The sequence below is a fragment of the Dickeya poaceiphila genome (genome assembly GCF_007858975.2).
GTDB classification, from domain to species: Bacteria; Pseudomonadota; Gammaproteobacteria; order Enterobacterales; family Enterobacteriaceae; genus Dickeya; species Dickeya poaceiphila.
On record NZ_CP042220.2, the window covers coordinates 2,715,889 to 2,734,086 of the forward strand.

The following is an 18,198-nucleotide window of genomic DNA, read 5'->3' on the forward strand; positions in this document are numbered from 1 at the left end:
GATACCACATAAACGATCACCAAATACAGCGAAGCATTCAAACCAGCTTTATGCAACTTGTACCTATTGGTGGTCACTCTGGTGGTCTTGACAGAAAGCAACTTCTCATTTAGCTTAATTATTAGCCAGTTACTGGCAAAGGCGATCCCAGTCAGAGGAGCCAATTTAAAGAAAGCAGACGTTCACTGAGGTCTGCTTTTTTGCTTTTTATCAATTGGTTACCCCCTTCTTTAGGTTCACCCTCGCTCACCAAAAAACGCTCGAAGCCATACCCTTTTGCTGGTAAAAATACGGGTAAAGCGGGTTCGATTTCGTTTTTACCAGCAATCGAAGAGAGCCGTCATGCGTGTTCTTAACAAATCAATATGTCGCAAATACAACTGACCGGAAACTCGATATTGCTGGCTACAGCCACTGGTGTAAAACAGTAGCTGTAGGATGGAAGCGATCAAACCGCAGCGTTAAAACGAATCCCAATTATCGTTAGCCTGATGAGAAGCTATAGCTGGGCGAGAGGTTAGGCCAGAGGTTAACTGCGGCTTTATTGTCATGGCAGACGTCACTTCAGTCGCTACTTTTTTTGCCATAACGTCATGGTGGTCGCGGCTGATTTTAAATGCCGATACCAAATCACTCAGCATTGAAGCTTGCTCTTGCAATGATTGTGACGCAGCGGAAGCTTCTTCAACCAACGCAGCATTTTGTTGGGTCACGGTATCCATTTGACCAATAGCCAGATGCACCTGTCCAATCCCCTGACTTTGCTCAATGGTCGCAGCGGCCATGTCTGAAACAATGTCAGCCACCTGGCGAATGGATGCCTGCATTTTGCCCATATTTTCGCCCACATCAGCCGCCTGTATCGAACCACTTTCCACCAATTGTGCAGAAGTATTGATGAGTTCCTTAATCTCTTTGGCCGCAGAAGAAGAGCGCTGAGCCAGACTACGTACTTCACTGGCAACCACCGCAAACCCCTTGCCTTGCTCTCCGGCACGCGCTGCTTCAACCGCGGCGTTCAACGCCAGGATATTGGTCTGGAAAGCAATTCCCTCAATAAGCCCGGTGATATCCGAAATCTTGGAGGAGCTGGCTTTGATCTCATCCATCGTTTTTACCATCGCTGATACCGAATGGCTGTTTTCGTCAGCCAGCGTATTCGCATTAGTCGCCAGCGTACTGGCCTGACGCGCATTTTCAGCACTGGCTTTAACCGTATCGTTTAGCGATGTCATGCTGGCAGAGGTTTGCTCCAGCGATGCAGCCTGCTGCTCCATGCGCGCAGACAAATCTTCATTGCCCGCCGCTATCTGACTGGATGCAGAACTGACCGATTGCGCAGACGACATTACCGCCGCCAGCGAACTCGATACGCGCGTCATCAGAGTATTAAACGCAGAGGCGGTTTTTCCCAGTTCATCCTGACGGCTATCATTCGCTTTCAGTGTCAGATCCAGCGACTCACTGACCTCGCCCATGACACGTTGCATCGTGTTGAGGTTATTACGGACACCCAGAATGATTTTCACCGCCAGTGTTCCCACCACCAGTATCATCAGGGAAGAAAACAGTATCATCTGCCAAAATACCTGAGAAGAAATCGAGCGGTTTTCACTACGTAGCGTTTTCCCGATGTCGATGTTTAATTCAATCTGGACCTTCAGGTCATTCACCAGTTTTCGAACCTTCGCGCCCACACCGCTGTCCCCTTGCAACAAAGACAAGGCTGCTGCACTATCTTGCGAACGGGATGTAGCAAGAAACGCCGGTAATGCATTTTGAACCGCAGTAATGTCATTCAGTGCGTTAACCGTCATCGCTTTGTCTTCATCATTAGACAGATCATTTGCCATGTAATAATTTGTTAATTCGTTTAGATTAACCAGCAGGACATTAATTTTTTTCTCTATTTCCGGTAATTTTCCGGCATCTTTTACGCTTTGGTATTCATAAAGCGCAAGATTCAATTCACTGGCTGCACTGATCGATTTATCAAGATCCTTAATACTTGGGATAGCATTATCCTGAACATCTGAGTTGAAAATCATCTTTACAGGTCGAAATGATGCTATCGATTCGTCAAAATGGAATCCATTGATATATAACGCCCGCGCATACGATACGACAAGTAAAGCATTCGTATATAAGGCTCATCACGAGCCTTATATACCCGTCATACTTCAAGTTGCAGGTGCGTTGGCTGCCTGCAACCCGAATTATTTAGGGTATAATCGATGATGATGAATCACCCCTGGCCTGATATTATCAATATTTCATACGGTAAGATTCCATCATGAAATAAATTTCACACCTTGCTTTAATATGATGTCACATGCTTTAGTTTTAACTTTCTCGCCCAATGGCGTATTGCCAATTGCATTCAGATTTAGCTGTTTCCCTTCGCCTGTGCTGAGCAGGCCGGACAGCCCCTGCATATAGTCAGTCTTTTTCTGCTGTTCTGATTGAGAAGACAATCCTAGCTTATTCAGCAGCTGATTTTTGATATTTTCGGTATTCGTTGCTGAAACCAGCTTCTGTTTTATGCAGTATTGCAAGATACCCGCAGCATTGTTCATGCTACCGGCACTCAGCGATGGTGTTCCGCTGGCGAGCAGACGGCTCAGTTCACTCATATTGCCAGATGCAGCGCTGTTCTGGTTTAACTGGCTGGTCGCATTGGAAAGAGAATCCTGCCAGCTTGCTGCCTGAACATAACCCGCTATCGTCATCAGGCCGGCTACCCCTATGGTTTTCACTACACGTTTAATTACTGTCATAACACACTTACTCTTTTGTGATCGAAAACTGCGATGCAGTATACCTTCACTTCGGTAGCTCACCATGCGATAAAACTGAAACCACCCCATTACGTAAGCGGTTATTCTATGATTACTGCTGATTTATTTTTCGATCAAACGGCGCATAATATTCCACGTCGAAATACCCGGTATCTATCTTGCCGTTTTCGTTTTTCCTGCAACGGATAACTTCCAGCACCCCGCTATTTATGTGGGTATAGGCTTGACCGGGCAAAATATGATGATAAATCGTTTTCAAAAACGACTGATATTCCTGCTCGTCGCCGGAAAAGCTAAAGCGTAAATAACGGTCGCCCGGCGTTTGCGTCTGACTGTCAACACCATCAGTAATAACATGATCATGTGGGTCAACAGCACTCATGTGATACGCCAACCGAACATGTCGGTTAACCCGATTGGCATCAGGAATCACGGTTGAAAAAGAATAAATGACCGCATATTCGCCATCCTGTTGGTGGCTTGCCTGTTCCCACCATTGGATTCTTTGCGAGATATCGTTCGCCGAAATAAAGTCATCAATATGTTGGCTATGTTCAAAAAAAGAGGTCTCTGTCGGCCTGACAGGCAAATCAACTAATTCGGGGATAGGAAGCCAGTCCGTATCAGCCCTCAATGACGGTTGCAGGCTGGAGAAATCCCAGAATGATGCTCTGCGATAATGACCAGGAGACATGCCAAAATGCTTTTTGAAGGTGCGGGTAAACGACTGCTGGGAATCAAAGCAATAGCGTAACGCCACATCCTGAATGGTTTGACTGGTAAGCTTTAATTCAATCGCCGCTTTGCTCAAGCGCCGGTTGCGGATATAAGTCCCTAACGCAACACCGGTTTCTTTCTTGAACAAACGCTGCAAATGCCATTTGCTGTAACCCGATTTCGCAGTGACGTCATTGATCATCAGTGGGCTTTCAAGATGGTTTTCTATCCAGCCAACCAGCTCAGCAGTAAATCTCACCATAGATGGCATCGTTGATAGCATCATTGCAAAATCCTCTTTACTGACTATCAGAAACACGCTTTCGCATCCGCCGATGACGGAACCGACATCAGCATCTATTCACACACCAGCGCGACAACCGCGGCTAGCCTCATAGGGAATGCCCAAAATAATGGATTCAGTAGGGTAAATAACGCGTGATCACCTCATCCGGCAGCATCTTGGTCAACAGACGAATCAACTGCTCGACCTCCTGAGGCGTCAGACGAGCAGTGATTTTCGCCGGTAAAACCTGCATCCCTTCCTGTTCAAACTGCTGGCAAATTGCCCGCCCTTTTTCCGTCAGCGCCAGAATCACCTGCCGTTTATCGCTGGGATGAGGCTGGCGCACAATAAATTCCCGCTTCACCATCCGCTCAATCATGCGGCTAAGCGCGCCACCGTCCATCATCACGTTTTTGCACATTTCCACCGGGCTGGTTAATCCTTTATAGATACTGATCAAGACCTTGAACTGAGGCGCGGTGATGTCGCTGTCAGCAAAATAGTCATTCAGCAAGTGATCCTTGAACTGGTTTGACAGGTGGATCAGCAGGCCAATCGGGCAAAGTGCTTCATCGGACGTATGGTTCATTTGATAAAAAACTGACCAGGCATTAATTGAATTCGAAATTAATGCCTGGTCAACAAAATGTCAATCTGGATTTCCCCCCCCACCTGTTGACGCGGCGAACGGCAAAGGCTTATGGCGTAAGCGCGTCCGGCGGAATGTCCATATGACGCAGCACATCCCCCATAATGTGACCAAAAACCGGGCCTGCAACCGAACCACCGAAATGTTTGCCGGCGTCGGGATGATTGATCATCACGACCAATGCCACCCGTGGGTTGCTGGCTGGCGCCACCCCGGCGGTATAGTTGACGTAGCCGCCGTCGTACTTGCCGTCAGCCCCCATTTTCTCGGCTGTCCCGGTTTTAATCGCCAGACGATAGCCAGGAACGGCAGCCGTTACCCCGCTGCCGCCGGGTAAGGCATCGCTCTCCATCATATGCACCACGGTTTTTGCCACATCCTCATCAATGACACGGGTGCCGATAACCGGCGGCGTCACTTTGGTGATGGATACCGGGCGATAAATACCGAATGAGCCGATAGTGGCGTACTCACGTGCAATCTGCAGCGGCGTGACGCGCAACCCATACCCGAAGGAAAAGGTGGCGCGCTCAATATCAGACCACCGCTCACGGTGTAGTGGGAAATAACCGCGAGTTTCACCTTCAATCCCCAACCCGCTGGCAACACCCAGCCCAAAGCGATGGTAGAGATCAACCAGCACGTTTGCCGGCATCGCCAACGCAATATGAGACACCCCAATATCGCTGGATTTTTGCAAAATGCCGGTGATGGTCAGCCGGCTCCAGTGACCAACGTCTTTAATCAGATGCCCGTTCACCGGATAAGGCGTGGTGTCGATAACTGAATCAGGTCTTATCAGATGACGTTGCAGCCCCGCCATCACGACCAGCGGTTTAACCGTCGATCCGGGTTCGAAACTGTCCGATATCGCCACATTCCGCATGTTTTTCTGCGGTTCGCCTTCGTAATTGTTGGGGTTATAGGACGGGTAGCTGGCCATACCGAGAATCTCGCCGGTATTGATGTCAATCAATACTGCCGCTCCGGAGTCGGCTTTGTTCAGTTGCACGCCATCGCGCAAGTGCGAATACAGAACGAATTGCAGATAGCTGTCGATGCTCAGGGTCAGTGTCGGCGCCTGTTGCGCCGGTTCGTCGGCCATCAGGCTGACTACATTGCCGTAACGATCTTTGCGATAAACCCGCATTCCCGGCTTTCCCTGCAACAACTTATTGAAGCTCCGTTCAATGCCATCCAGTCCCTGACCATCCAACCCGACGATGCCGATGAGGGTGGAAACCGCGTCACTCATCGGGTAATAGCGGCTGGAGTCAACCGGCGTGGAGATGCCGCCAATATGTAGTTGGCGTACGTAATCGGCTATCCCGGCCTCGACCTGACGTCCGATATAGAGGAAATGACGGTGCGCATTCTGTTCAATTTTCTGTTTAATTGTGCCTGGAGGCAGCGATAACGCGCTGGATAGCGCGTTCCACTGTGCACCGGCGAGCGTGGGGTCGCTTTGCAACACATGGATTGGGTCGGCCACCACATCATTGGAAGCCACACTGACCGCCAGCGGGTGACCATTGCGATCAGTGATGGTGCCGCGCAGCGGCTGCATAACCAGTTCGCGTAATGAACGTTGATTGGCTTCTTTTTCAAGTTGCAGGCTTGTCACCACTTGCAAATACCCGACGCGAGCCACCAGTAATATCAGGCAGACCATAATGCCGACACACAGTAAAACAAAGCGCCCCTGAAAATAGGTCACCCCTACACTGACAGAACGTCTTTTGAGCATAAACCGCGCCAACTAAAATACGGTTACACTGCGCAATGGTGCGTAGCGACTGCGGAGCATAACCTGAGGTAAAAATACCGATTTATCGTGTGGCGGCACTATAAATGACATCAGCAATGGGTACAGAAGCAGGAAACATCCCTACGTAATTCATTAATACTTGCAACGAAAGATACAAATAAAAATAATCATTGCCGCAAAAACGTTCGCTATCGCATCGTCCCCCTCTCCTCTCTGCCCTGACAATCCGGCAGTCATAGTGCTCAATCATCGAACCGTTAACAATTGCTTTACTTATTAATTCCCAAAATTAAATAGCCAGCATCTATCACAATATTCACGAAATTCGATTTCATCTCTCACCAGCCGCTGACTAAGATAGACAGTGAATTTCAACCAAAGGATGCTAAGAAATTCAAATTATTGCGTCAGACCCTGACGCAACACCACATACAAGTAGCATCAGCCATTTTCTGTCCACAGCGCATTGCCCGGCAACCTGTTCAGACCGGACGACCTGAGACACATAGCAATAAGGTAGAGAACGATGACAACTGAAAACAAATGCCCGTTCCATCACCAAAGCACACCTGTTACCGGCAGCGGCACCGATAATCGTGACTGGTGGCCCAATCAACTGAATCTGAAAATCCTGCACCAACACTCCTCCTTGTCTGACCCGCTGGATAACAACTTCAACTATGCCGAGGCGTTTAACAGCCTTGATCTGGACGCACTCAAAAAAGACCTTCATGCCCTGATGACCGATTCGCAGGAGTGGTGGCCGGCAGACTTCGGCCACTACGGCCCGCTGTTTGTCCGTATGGCCTGGCACTGCGCCGGGACTTACCGCACCGGAGATGGCCGTGGCGGCGCTGGTGCCGGCCAGCAACGCTTCGCACCACTCAACAGTTGGCCCGATAACGTCAACCTCGATAAAGCACGCCGTCTGCTGTGGCCGATTAAACAGAAATATGGCCAGAAAATTTCCTGGGCCGACCTGCTAGTCCTCACCGGCAATGTGGCGCTGGAATCGATGGGATTCAAAACCTTCGGTTTTGCCGGTGGGCGTGCGGATGTGTGGGAACCGGAAGAAGATGTGTACTGGGGTTCGGAAACCACCTGGCTTAGCGGCGATAAGCGCTATTCCGGCGAACGCAATCTGGAAAACCCGCTGGCCGCGGTGCAAATGGGCCTGATTTACGTCAACCCGGAAGGCCCAAACGGTAACCCGGACCCGGTTGCCGCCGCCAAGGACATCCGCGAAACCTTTTGTCGCATGGCGATGGACGATGAAGAAACCGTGGCGCTGATCGCAGGTGGTCACACCTTCGGGAAAACCCACGGCGCTGGCGACGCGGCGCTGGTTGGCCCGGAACCGGAAGCGGCCAGCATTGAAGAACAGGGACTGGGCTGGGCAAGTTCGTTTGGCAGCGGCAAAGGCGGCGACACCATTTCCAGCGGACTGGAAGTGACCTGGACGCAAACGCCGACGCAATGGAGCAATTACTTCTTCCAGAACCTGTTCGGCTACGAATGGGAGCTGACCAAAAGCCCGGCTGGCGCTCACCAGTGGCAACCGAAAGGCGGCGCAGGCGCGGGGGAAATGCCAGACGCGCACGATCCATCCAAACGCCATGTGCCTACCATGCTGACCACCGACCTGTCGCTGCGCTTCGACCCGGCGTACGAAAAGATTTCCCGCCGTTTTTACGAAAATCCGGATCAGTTCGCCGATGCATTCGCCCGTGCCTGGTTCAAACTGACGCACCGTGACATGGGTCCGCGCGCCCGTTATCTCGGCCCGGAAGTCCCAGCCGAAGAGCTTCTCTGGCAAGATCCGATCCCGGTCGTTAACCACACTCTGGTCAGCGAGCAGGATATTGCCGATCTTAAAACGAAAGTACTGGCCTCCGGCCTGACGGTTTCCCAGTTGGTGTCTACCGCCTGGGCATCCGCGTCCACCTTCCGTGGTTCCGATAAACGCGGCGGCGCCAACGGTGCGCGCATTCGTCTTGCCCCGCAGAAAGACTGGGCGGTCAACCAGCCGGAACAACTGGCGAAAGTGCTGGGTACGCTGGAAAACATCCAGAGCGAATTCAACCGCGCTCAGTCCGGCAACAAACAGATATCGCTGGCAGACCTGATCGTGCTGGCTGGCACAGCCGGGGTAGAACAGGCCGCGAAAGCTGCCGGTCATACAGTAACGGTGCCCTTCACGCCTGGGCGGATGGATGCCACTCAGGAGCAAACCGACGTTGAGTCGTTTGCAGTGCTGGAGCCTATCGCCGATGGTTTTCGCAACTACCTGAAAGGTCGTTACAGCGTGACAGCCGAAGCCCTGCTGGTGGATAAGGCACAGCTGCTGACGCTGAGCGCGCCGGAAATGACAGTACTGGTAGGTGGGCTGCGCGTACTGGGCGCAAATGTCGGTCAGGCGCCGCATGGCGTGTTCACCACACAACCCGGTACGCTGACCAATGACTTCTTCGTCAACCTGTTGGACATGGGCACCGTCTGGAAAGCCGCAGCAGAAGATGGCGTGTTTGAAGGACGTGACCGCATAACCGGCGACCTGAAGTGGACCGGCACCCGCGTCGATCTGATCTTTGGTTCCCACTCGCAGCTGCGCGCGCTGGCGGAAGTCTACGGCAGTGCGGACGCACAGGCGAAGTTTGTCCATGACTTTGTCAACGCCTGGACTAAAGTGATGAACCTCGACCGTTTCGATCTGGCGTAATCGTTACCCTACCCCGGCGTTCTTAACGCCGGGGTATCTCCAGCCAACGTATCCTCAGTCAACATCGCTATGCTCTCACTTCAGTTTAGGTTCCTGATATGAAAACACCGTCATTCTGTTCCATTCGTTTTATACACTCGCCGAATATTCATAAAACATTCACAATAAGTAAAAATAAATAGTATTCCCCATCGGCCATCTACCGAATGAAAAAATATCAGCAACAATTACCCAGCAAAAATAAAAAAAATTGATTTTAAATAAAAAATTTAAATTTTTTCATTCCAGACGTTACGCCATTTCACGAAAATATACTTTGGTATAAATGGCCTATACCTTTTAATCGTGGACGCTTTGTCTCGATTATTTTATTTTCCTGCCACTCATTAAAGAATATGCCGCCCCATCGTCGTATTGCTCAGCGCACACTGACAATACCGGTATCCCTAGAGCCTATCCCAGTAGGCGTTATTGGCGTAGCCAGTTTGGACTTGGGAAGCCGCGGAGAACCCGGAGCGTACACGTAGTACGTGAGGAGTTCGAGCACTACCCAGGGCCAAAATGGCAAGTGAAATAGCCCTAATGGGATAGGCTCTTATTTTGGCAACCAGATTTGGCAAATAGCATCGGAATGACTTTCCGGCTACTGCCTGACATTACCGGGAGGAAAATCATGCGCCATCCACTCCAGGACATCATGACTGACCATCGTGCACTGCTCACCAGGCAGCGCGCTGCGCCGTCCTATCGGGCCGATATCCTATTTTTCACGCTGCTGGCGCTGGTGATTGCGCTGGTGGTGTACGGCATGGAACAAATGAGCCTGCCGCTCTCCATTCTGGATGCCAGCCCGGTCAGGCTCGATATCGCCCTGCTGCCGGAATATGCGCTACGCACCACCCTGCGCATGTTTGTGGCACTGGCGGTATCGTTGCTGTTCACGCTGGTCGTCGCCACGCTGGCCGCCAAGAGCCGCAAGGCCGAAATGGTGATTATCCCGGCGCTGGATATTCTGCAATCGGTGCCGGTGCTGGGTTTTTTGACCTTTACCGTTACGTTTTTTATGGGGTTGTTTCCTGGTCGCCAGATGGGCGTGGAATGCGCGGCTATTTTCGCCATTTTCACCAGTCAGGCCTGGAATATGGCGTTTAGCTTTTTCCAGTCGCTGCGCACCCTTCCCGGTGATTTGAGCGAAGTCAGCCAGCAATTCGGCTTCTCGCCCTGGCGGCGGTTTATCCGCCTCGAACTGCCGTTCGCTATCCCCGGTCTGGTGTGGAACATGATGATGTCGATGTCCGGCGGCTGGTTCTTCGTAGTCGCTTCAGAAGCCATCACCGTCGGCAACACCACCGTCAGCCTGCCGGGGATTGGCTCCTGGCTGGCGCTGGCAATCGCGCAGGAAAATCTGACGGCTATCGCCTGGGCGGTTATCGCTATGACCATCGTGATAGTGCTTTACGATCAACTGCTGTTCCGGCCAGTCGTCGCCTGGGCGGATAAATTCCGTTTCGAACAAACTGCCTCACAAAAAAGGCCGCGCTCCTGGGTTTACGACCTTGTCCGTCGCACTCACATCTCGACGGCGATCATCAAGATACTTGGCTGGCCGTTCTACACGCTGGCAGCGTTGCGCTGGCCGCAGATGCCGCGTTTTTTACGCTATGCCCCCAGCCCCCGTTACAACAAGGTCACAGATCGGTTGTGGCTGGCGCTGGTGATTATCGGTGTGCTGACAGGCGTGGTACAGCTGGTGCAATACATCGGTGCCTCACTTGGCATGGCGGATGTGATTGCGGTATTCGGCATGGGTATGGCGACGCTGGTACGAGTGGTGGTGCTGATTGCGCTGGCCAGCGTCATCTGGGTGCCTGTCGGTGTGTGGATCGGCCTGCAACCCAGTGTGGCTGAACGTCTGCAACCGCTGGCGCAGTTTCTGGCCGCCTTTCCGGCCAACGTGTTGTTCCCGTTCGCCGTCATCCTGATTGCCGGTTTTAACCTCAACCCGGATATCTGGCTGTCACCGCTGATGATACTGGGTACCCAGTGGTACATCCTGTTTAACGTGATCGCCGGTACGGCGGCCCTGCCGACCGATCTGCTGGAAGCCGCGCGTATTTACGGCATCCGGCGCTGGCAGTGGTGGCGTCAAGTCGCGCTGCCGGGCATTTTCCCTTATTACGTCACGGGCGCGCTCACTGCCTCCGGCGGCTCCTGGAACGCCAGTATCGTGTCCGAATCCATTTCCTGGGGGAAACAACATCTGGAAGCCACCGGCCTTGGCGCTTACATCGCCAACGCGACCACCGCCGCCGATTTTCATCAGGTCGCGCTCGGCATCGCGGTGATGTCGGTATTCGTGATCGCGTTTAACCGCCTGCTGTGGCGCCCCTTGTACCAATTCGCCGAACGCCGCCTGCGCCTCGGTTAAGGAGAACATGATGACTATTCTTCAGCCAACCCATCTGGCTCATCAACAGAACTGCCTGGTGAATGTACAACACGTTCGGCATCTGTATGGTAAACCCGGCAGCGCCGAACGGCTGGTGCTGGATGACGTCAACCTGACGTTGTACGACAACGAAATCGTCGGGCTGCTCGGTCGTTCCGGTTCCGGTAAATCGACCTTGCTGCGCTCCATCGCCGGGTTGCTCACGCCAAGCGCCGGTCAGGTAGATTTTCCGCCGGGGCCGGATGGCAAACCGACGACCGTCAGCATGGTGTTCCAGAGCTTTGCGCTGTTTCCCTGGCTGACGGTGCAGCAAAACGTTGAAGTCGGGCTGGAAGCGCAAAATGTACCGGTAGAACAGCGGCGCAAACGGGCGCTGGCAGCGATTGATCTCATCGGTCTTGACGGCTTTGAGAACGCCTATCCTAAAGAGTTGTCCGGCGGGATGCGCCAGCGCGTCGGGCTGGCGCGTGCGCTGGTGGTGGACCCGGACATCCTGTTGATGGACGAGCCGTTTTCCGCGCTGGACGTGTTGACCGCCGAAACCCTGCGCACCGATCTGCTGGATTTGTGGGGCGAAGGCAGAATGCCGATCAAATCCATTCTGATGGTGACGCATAACATCGAAGAAGCGGTACTGATGTGTGATCGTATCGTTCTGTTTTCCATCAACCCCGGTCGGGTCGCCTGTGAAATCCGCGTTGACCTGCCGCAACCGCGTAATCGCCAGGACCCGGCATTTCGTGCGCTGGTTGAAGACATTTACGTTAAAATGACCTCTGATAACAGCGCAGGCGCCGCACGGCAGGGGATTTTCCCAGGTACCGGGCTGGGTATGGTGCTGCCATTGGTATCCACCAACTCGCTGGCTGGCCTGATTGAAGCCGTTCACGCCGCGCCCTATGCGGGTAAGGCGGACCTGCCTGAATTGGCCAATGCCTTGCAGTACACCGCTGACGAGCTGTTCCCGGTGGGGGAAATTTTGCAACTGCTGCGTTTTGCTGAATTGCAGGGCGGTGATATCCGGCTGCTGCCTGCCGCCGCGCGTTACGCCAACGCCAGCGTGGACGAGCGCAAACAGCTGTTCGCCCAGCACTTGCTCAACTACGTGCCGCTGGTGGCACATATTCGGCGGGTACTGGACGAACGCTCGTCTCGTACTGCTCCGGCGCGTCGTTTCCGCGACGAACTGGAAGATTTTATGTCGGAAATCGATGCCGCCCAGACGTTGAACTCGGTCACGCAGTGGGGACGTTACGCGGAATTGTTCGCCTACGACGATACCCACGACCAGTTCAGCCTGGAAAATCCGTCGTAATCACGCGCCGCCGGCAGTGGGAACGACACAGAAAAAGGTCTTTGTTCATGAGTGGTAAAACATGAGTGATAAAACACGTGTCGGTCACGCTGCCACCACACTGCGGGTCATCCCGCTGGTGCTGATGGCAGTAGGTATCTCGGTGGTGGATACCCTCACTGATCTGGAAATTGCGGTGGGGGTATTTCAGATTGCCATCGTACTGCTGGCGGTACGTTTTCTTACCCCGCGAGGCGTCACCGCCATTGCCGCGCTGTGCATCGTGCTGACGTTGCTCAGTTATAAGCTCAGCAAACCCAGCGGCAATGAATCCAGCCTGATCAACTGCGGCATCAGCCTGCTGGCGATCACGCTATCGACGTATCTGGCACTGAAAATGTCGTCGGCCATCAACGCCTTTCATGAAGCACGCGCCCAACTGGCGCAAATCTCCCGCGTTAACCTGATGGGCGAGTTGACTGCGTCAATAGCCCATGAAGTCAACCAGCCACTGGCTTCTATTGTTACCAGCAGCCACGCTTGTCTGCGCTGGCTTAACGCCACACCGCCCAATCAGGAGCGTGCGGAGCTGGCGCTACAGCGCATCATCAACGATGCCAATCGCGCCAGCGAAATCATCGCCCGTATCCGTGGATTCGCCAGCCGAACCCCTGTGCACAAGGCGTGGTTAAACATCACCGACACCATTGATGAAATGCTGCTGTTGATTCGCAGCGAACTGACGCAACAACGTATTCTGTTCGACCTCAACGTCGCAGAAGGGTTACCACCCATTCTGGCCGATAAGATCCAGATTCAGCAGGTGCTGATGAACCTGATCCTGAACGCGGTGGAGGCCATCAGCGCTGCCGACACGGAACCACGCACGCTATCAGTCACGGTGGATCGTGATAACAGCGGCGATATCCGCTTTGCGGTTTGCGATAATGGTGTTGGCTTCACGCCGGAACAACGTGAGCGACTGTTTGAAACCTTTTTCACCACCAAATCAACCGGCATGGGGATGGGCCTGACCATTAGCCGTTCGATCATCGAAACCCACGGCGGCCAGATTTGGGCCAGCGCCAACCACGACGGCGGCGCCACCTTTTACTTCACCCTGCCGGGGACGGAAAAAAAGCACCATGAATGACACATCGCTGCATGAAAATACGCCGCTCGTTTATATCGTCGATGATGACGCATCGGTACGGGCCGCGCTGGAAGATCTGCTGGCATCGGTCGGGCTGGAAAGTCGCGCCTTCGAGTCGCCGCAACAGTTTATCAACGCGCCCCGGCCAGACCGCCCAGGCTGCCTGATTCTGGATGTGCGGATGCCGGGCATGAGTGGGCTGGACTTTCAGGATGACATGCACCGCCACGGCATCATGCTGCCGGTCATTTTTATTACCGCCCACGGCGATATTCCGATGTCAGTACGTGCCATGAAAGCCGGTGCGCTGGAGTTTCTGACCAAACCGTTTCGTGAACAGGAGCTGCTTGATGCCATCCAAAAAGGGCTGGAACGGGACAACGAACAACGCCGTCAGGCTGATATTCAGGCCAGGCTACAGGCGTGCTACGACAGCCTGACCACCGGCGAACAGCAAGTACTGGAACAGGTGGTGACCGGGCAGTTGAACAAACAGATCGCCGCACAGCTTGGCGTTAGCGAAATCACGGTGAAAGTGCGGCGCGCAGCAGTGATGCGCAAAATGAATGCCGACTCGCTGGCCGAACTGGTGCGGTTATACGATGCGCTGAGAAAGACGGCGCAGGGATAACGCGGCTGCTCTCCATAACACTGCTGCTCTCCATCCGGACAGGCGATTACCGCCCATTCCCTCCCGGCAACTCGTCCTATAATCGATAAATATCGTCCTGATTTGATAATAAGCGCCACAACTAAGCGAGCGATAATCAACACCGTTATCCACCCAATTTTAGCGTGGCAGATGCTTTCATGAATACCGTTACCCTCCGCTTCTGGCATCAGGCCAGAGCGTTTTTACTGATTTACGCTTGTTTGTACCTTGGTATCGGCCTTGCCGCCGTGCTGCCTATCACCTTACCGGGCAGCATCATCGGTATGCTGATCCTGTTTTTGTTGTTGTCATTACAGATTATCCCGGTGAAGTGGGTCAAACCGGGTTGCCATGTGTTGATCCGCTATATGGCGCTGCTGTTTGTGCCGATTGGCGTCGGTGTCATGCAGTATTTCAACCTGCTGCGTGCCCAGTTCGCGCCGATTATCGTTTCCTGCGCCGCCAGCACGCTGGTGGTGTTGATTACCGTCAGCGTATGTTCGCATATGCTCCACGGGCGTAAATCAGCCCGTCATCAGACCGGGACAGAAGAGGCAGAAAAAGGAGCCGATCATGTTGCATGATATCGTCTGGTCGCTGCCGTTGACGCTACTGGTGTTCTTTTTAGCGCGTTGGCTGGCACAGCGGCTGAATTCACCGTTGTTAAACCCGCTGCTGGTGTCTATGGTGGTGTTGATTGCGTTGTTGCTGGTCTGCCATATCCCATACCAACGCTATTTTCAGGGCAGCTCGGTGCTAAACAGCCTGCTGCAACCCGCGGTGGTGGCGCTGGCGTTTCCGTTGTATGAGCAGTTGCATCAAATCCGTATGCGCTGGAAGTCGATCATCAGCGTCTGTTTTATTGGCAGTCTGGTGGCGATGGTGAGCGGCACCTGGATTGCGCTGCGGCTGGGCGCCACACCGGCGATTGCCGCCTCGATCATGCCGAAATCAGTCACCACGCCGATAGCCATGGCAGTAGGCGGCAGCATCGGCGGTATCCCGGCTATCAGCGCGGTGTGCGTGATCTTCGTCGGTATTCTCGGCGCGGTATTCGGCCACACACTGCTTAACGCCATGCGCATACACACTAAAGCATCGCGTGGGCTGGCAATGGGCACCGCGTCGCACGCACTTGGCACTGCCCGCTGCGCCGAGCTGGATTATGAAGAAGGCGCATTCAGTTCGCTGGCGCTGGTGATCTGCGGCATCATCACCTCGCTGGTTGCACCGCTGCTGTTCCCGATGCTGGTCGCTCTGGCGCACTAATCTGTACCCAAAACAGTCGTACCAAAACAGCCGTACCACCGGTCGAGAAAGCGGGAATTAATAGCGTGTCGGCGGCACGCCAAACATTTGCCGAAACGCGAAGGTAAACGAGGCGGTGCTGGCATACCCTAGTTCCAGCGCCACCTGCGTTACGCTGTGGTTATTCTTTAGCATCACCACCGATTCCAGCAGCCGCATACGTTTCTTCCACTCGCTGAACGCCACGCCGGTTTCCTTTTTAAAACGGCGCGAAAACGTACGCACCGACATCCCGGTGCGCGCCGCCCACTCGTCAATACCGTGCAGCGCATCCGGCGTCTGCTGAATAGCGCGGCACACCCGCATCAGCGTGGCGGAAGGCGGCCACGACAGTGAAAAACCCGCATCCGGCAACTGCCGCAGCAACGTCGTCAGCACCCTGACCAACCGGGCATCATCCCCCTCGTAGTCATACTGTTCCGGCACATGCCCGGTGGCATAGTGAATAAACTCGCGGATGAAATCGCTGACCAGCACCACCTTGCAACCACTGTGGTCGATAGCTACATACTCCGGCTCGATATACAAACTTTCCAGCAACACATCACTGGTCGCCAGAATGCGGTGCGGTACATGCGCCGGTATCCAGACGCCGTACAGCACCGGCACGATCAGGGTCTTGCCTTCAATCTCCACCCGCATTCCCCCTTCGCGCGCGTACAGAAACTCGACAAACGGGTGCTGATGCGACGCCACTTCCGTCTCCTTCGTCAGCGGGTAGCTGCGAAAGTAGACCGGGCGCGGCAGGGAAAGCAATACCGGCGCAGGTTGCCCTGCTATCGGCAAATGGGGAGACGACACAAGCGCATGGGACATAACGAACCTGACCTCTACTCGATGAAGTTTGTCTTGATAGGGTAACGCAGGACAGCCTGATTTGCCCGATAATCAGCATCTATTCAGCAGGTGTCAGCTCATAACCTGAAGAACAGATTCTCTGTGATTATACGATTTTTCAAACCAGCCTATGGATTGAGGAATAACTCATGGAAGCGACATTCTATTTATGTCTCGGCCATTCGCCGTTTTTAGCCATACCTTGTTCGTACTTTGATACTTGTTCATTTTTTGATGAAAGACGTCATATTGCCGATAGCAGCATGATGTCACCCGAAATAACAGTACCCCAGTAGTCATTAATTTTAATAATAGGTAATTGAATTAACTGTTATTTAAAGGAGATATCATGAGTAATGTGTGCATCGTTGATGATATCAGCGAGAAAAATGAATGGCGGCGTATCACGCAGGAATTATTACATCAGGCCAGCATTACTATTAATGGCACCGAACCCTGGGATATTCAGATTAATGATTCACGCTTTTTCAAACGGGTATTGCAACAGGGTTCGCTTGGGCTGGGTGAGAGCTATATGGAAGGCTGGTGGGACTGCCCGCGGCTCGATATGTTTTTCCACCGTATACTGGCTGCCCGGCTGGATGAACAACGCCCGTCACGCTGGCGTGATCTGATGCGCATCGCACTGGCGCGGCTGGTCAACCTTCAGTCCCGCAAACGCGCCTGGCAGGTCGGCAAAGTGCACTACGACCTCGGCAACGACCTGTTCAGTCATATGCTTGACCCTTACATGCAATACTCATGCGGCTACTGGAAACAGGCCGACACGCTTGAAGAGGCCCAGCAGCACAAACTGGCGTTGATCTGCGAAAAGCTCCAGCTCAAACCCGGTATGACGCTGCTGGATATCGGCTGTGGCTGGGGCGGGCTGGCGGTATACGCCGCTCAGCATTACGGTGTCACCGTACATGGCATCACCATTTCTGCCGAGCAGAAAGCCTTTATAGAAGAACGATGTGGCGAGCTGGATATCCATATTCTGTTGCAGGATTACCGCGATCTGCACCAACAATATGACCGTATTGTCTCCGTCGGCATGTTTGAACACGTGGGGCCGAAAAATTACGCCGACTATTTTGAGATGGCAGACCGGTGCCTGAAGCCGGACGGCCTGTTCCTGTTACATACCATTGGGTCGAATACTACAGCTCATAACGTTGACCCGTGGATTAATAAATACATTTTCCCCAACGGATGCCTGCCATCCATTAAACAAATCGCCAGCACCAGCGAACCCTATTTTGTGATGGAAGACTGGCACAACTTCGGTGCCGATTACGATAAAACCCTGATGGCCTGGCTGGCCCGTTTTAATACCGCCTGGCCGCAACTGGCTGCTGATTATTCGCCCGCCTTCCGACGAATGTTTAGTTATTACCTGACGGCGTGCGCCGGCGCCTTTCGGGCCAGAAACATCCAGCTATGGCAGGTCCTCTTTAGCCGGGGCGTCACTCACGGGTTGTGCGTGCCGCGTTAACGGTTCAGGCCACTGCGCAGGCCAGCGAACTGATGATGATAAGCGCCACAGTGATTGTTTTAACCGATAC

The 18,198-nt window shown here is 53.3% G+C and carries 14 protein-coding genes; 8 read left to right on the top strand and 6 right to left on the bottom strand.

What is annotated here, in order from left to right; all coding sequences use genetic code 11:
- Window positions 1–461 precede the first annotated feature (461 nt).
- The 5 genes from Dpoa569_RS12050 to ftsI all read right to left on the bottom strand — a co-directional run bounded on the left by Dpoa569_RS12050 (window position 462) and on the right by ftsI (window position 6,197).
- Window positions 462–1,853 carry a methyl-accepting chemotaxis protein gene (locus tag Dpoa569_RS12050; RefSeq protein WP_227983037.1) on the bottom strand — a complete coding sequence of 464 codons (1,392 nt, stop codon included), beginning with the start codon at window positions 1,851–1,853 and terminating at the stop codon, window positions 462–464.
- A 438-nt stretch (window positions 1,854–2,291) separates the two neighbouring features.
- Window positions 2,292–2,777, bottom strand: coding sequence for a DUF2501 domain-containing protein (locus tag Dpoa569_RS12055; RefSeq protein ID WP_042869726.1), 486 nt, complete (start codon window positions 2,775–2,777; stop codon window positions 2,292–2,294).
- A gap of 112 nt (window positions 2,778–2,889) precedes the next feature.
- On the bottom strand, window positions 2,890–3,834 hold the full coding sequence (locus tag Dpoa569_RS12060; protein ID WP_407643797.1) for a helix-turn-helix domain-containing protein: 945 nt from the start codon (window positions 3,832–3,834) through the stop codon (window positions 2,890–2,892).
- Window positions 3,835–3,934: 100 nt separating this feature from the next.
- On the bottom strand, window positions 3,935–4,390 hold the full coding sequence (locus Dpoa569_RS12065) for a MarR family transcriptional regulator (RefSeq protein WP_042869724.1): 456 nt from the start codon (window positions 4,388–4,390) through the stop codon (window positions 3,935–3,937).
- Window positions 4,391–4,499: 109 nt separating this feature from the next.
- Window positions 4,500–6,197: a peptidoglycan glycosyltransferase FtsI gene (ftsI, locus tag Dpoa569_RS12070; protein ID WP_042869721.1), complete on the bottom strand. Its 1,698-nt coding sequence runs from the start codon at window positions 6,195–6,197 to the stop codon at window positions 4,500–4,502.
- Between the two features lie 547 nt (window positions 6,198–6,744).
- On the opposite strand from ftsI, the gene katG reads away from it, so the two are divergent.
- From katG to Dpoa569_RS12105, 7 genes are all read left to right on the top strand, one after another.
- Window positions 6,745–8,937 (top strand): catalase/peroxidase HPI, encoded by a 2,193-nt coding sequence (gene katG, locus Dpoa569_RS12075; RefSeq protein ID WP_042869720.1) that lies wholly within the window; start codon window positions 6,745–6,747, stop codon window positions 8,935–8,937.
- 673 nt (window positions 8,938–9,610) lie between these two features.
- The gene (locus tag Dpoa569_RS12080; protein ID WP_042869718.1) at window positions 9,611–11,365 is read left to right on the top strand and encodes an ABC transporter permease; all 1,755 of its coding nucleotides are present in this window, start codon (window positions 9,611–9,613) and stop codon (window positions 11,363–11,365) included.
- A 7-nt stretch (window positions 11,366–11,372) separates the two neighbouring features.
- Entirely contained in the window at window positions 11,373–12,701 is a 1,329-nt protein-coding gene (locus Dpoa569_RS12085; RefSeq protein WP_146411398.1) for an ABC transporter ATP-binding protein, read from the top strand.
- 61 nt (window positions 12,702–12,762) lie between these two features.
- The gene (locus tag Dpoa569_RS12090) at window positions 12,763–13,833 is read left to right on the top strand and encodes a sensor histidine kinase (protein WP_042869714.1); all 1,071 of its coding nucleotides are present in this window, start codon (window positions 12,763–12,765) and stop codon (window positions 13,831–13,833) included.
- Complete coding sequence (locus tag Dpoa569_RS12095; RefSeq protein ID WP_042869711.1) at window positions 13,826–14,464, top strand: response regulator transcription factor; 639 nt, start codon at window positions 13,826–13,828, stop codon at window positions 14,462–14,464. The genes Dpoa569_RS12090 and Dpoa569_RS12095 overlap by 8 nt, the downstream gene beginning before the upstream one ends.
- Before the next feature lie 179 nt (window positions 14,465–14,643).
- The gene (locus tag Dpoa569_RS12100; protein WP_042869710.1) at window positions 14,644–15,069 is read left to right on the top strand and encodes a CidA/LrgA family protein; all 426 of its coding nucleotides are present in this window, start codon (window positions 14,644–14,646) and stop codon (window positions 15,067–15,069) included.
- Window positions 15,059–15,754: a CidB/LrgB family autolysis modulator gene (locus Dpoa569_RS12105; protein ID WP_042869708.1), complete on the top strand. Its 696-nt coding sequence runs from the start codon at window positions 15,059–15,061 to the stop codon at window positions 15,752–15,754. The genes Dpoa569_RS12100 and Dpoa569_RS12105 overlap by 11 nt, the downstream gene beginning before the upstream one ends.
- 57 nt (window positions 15,755–15,811) lie before the next feature.
- Here Dpoa569_RS12105 and Dpoa569_RS12110 read toward each other — a convergent pair whose 3' ends face one another.
- Window positions 15,812–16,609: a helix-turn-helix domain-containing protein gene (locus Dpoa569_RS12110; RefSeq protein WP_042869705.1), complete on the bottom strand. Its 798-nt coding sequence runs from the start codon at window positions 16,607–16,609 to the stop codon at window positions 15,812–15,814.
- A gap of 370 nt (window positions 16,610–16,979) precedes the next feature.
- Here Dpoa569_RS12110 and cfa point away from each other — a divergent pair, with 370 nt between their 5' ends.
- The gene (gene cfa, locus Dpoa569_RS12115) at window positions 16,980–18,128 is read left to right on the top strand and encodes a cyclopropane fatty acyl phospholipid synthase (RefSeq protein ID WP_042869703.1); all 1,149 of its coding nucleotides are present in this window, start codon (window positions 16,980–16,982) and stop codon (window positions 18,126–18,128) included.
- Window positions 18,129–18,198 lie beyond the last annotated feature (70 nt).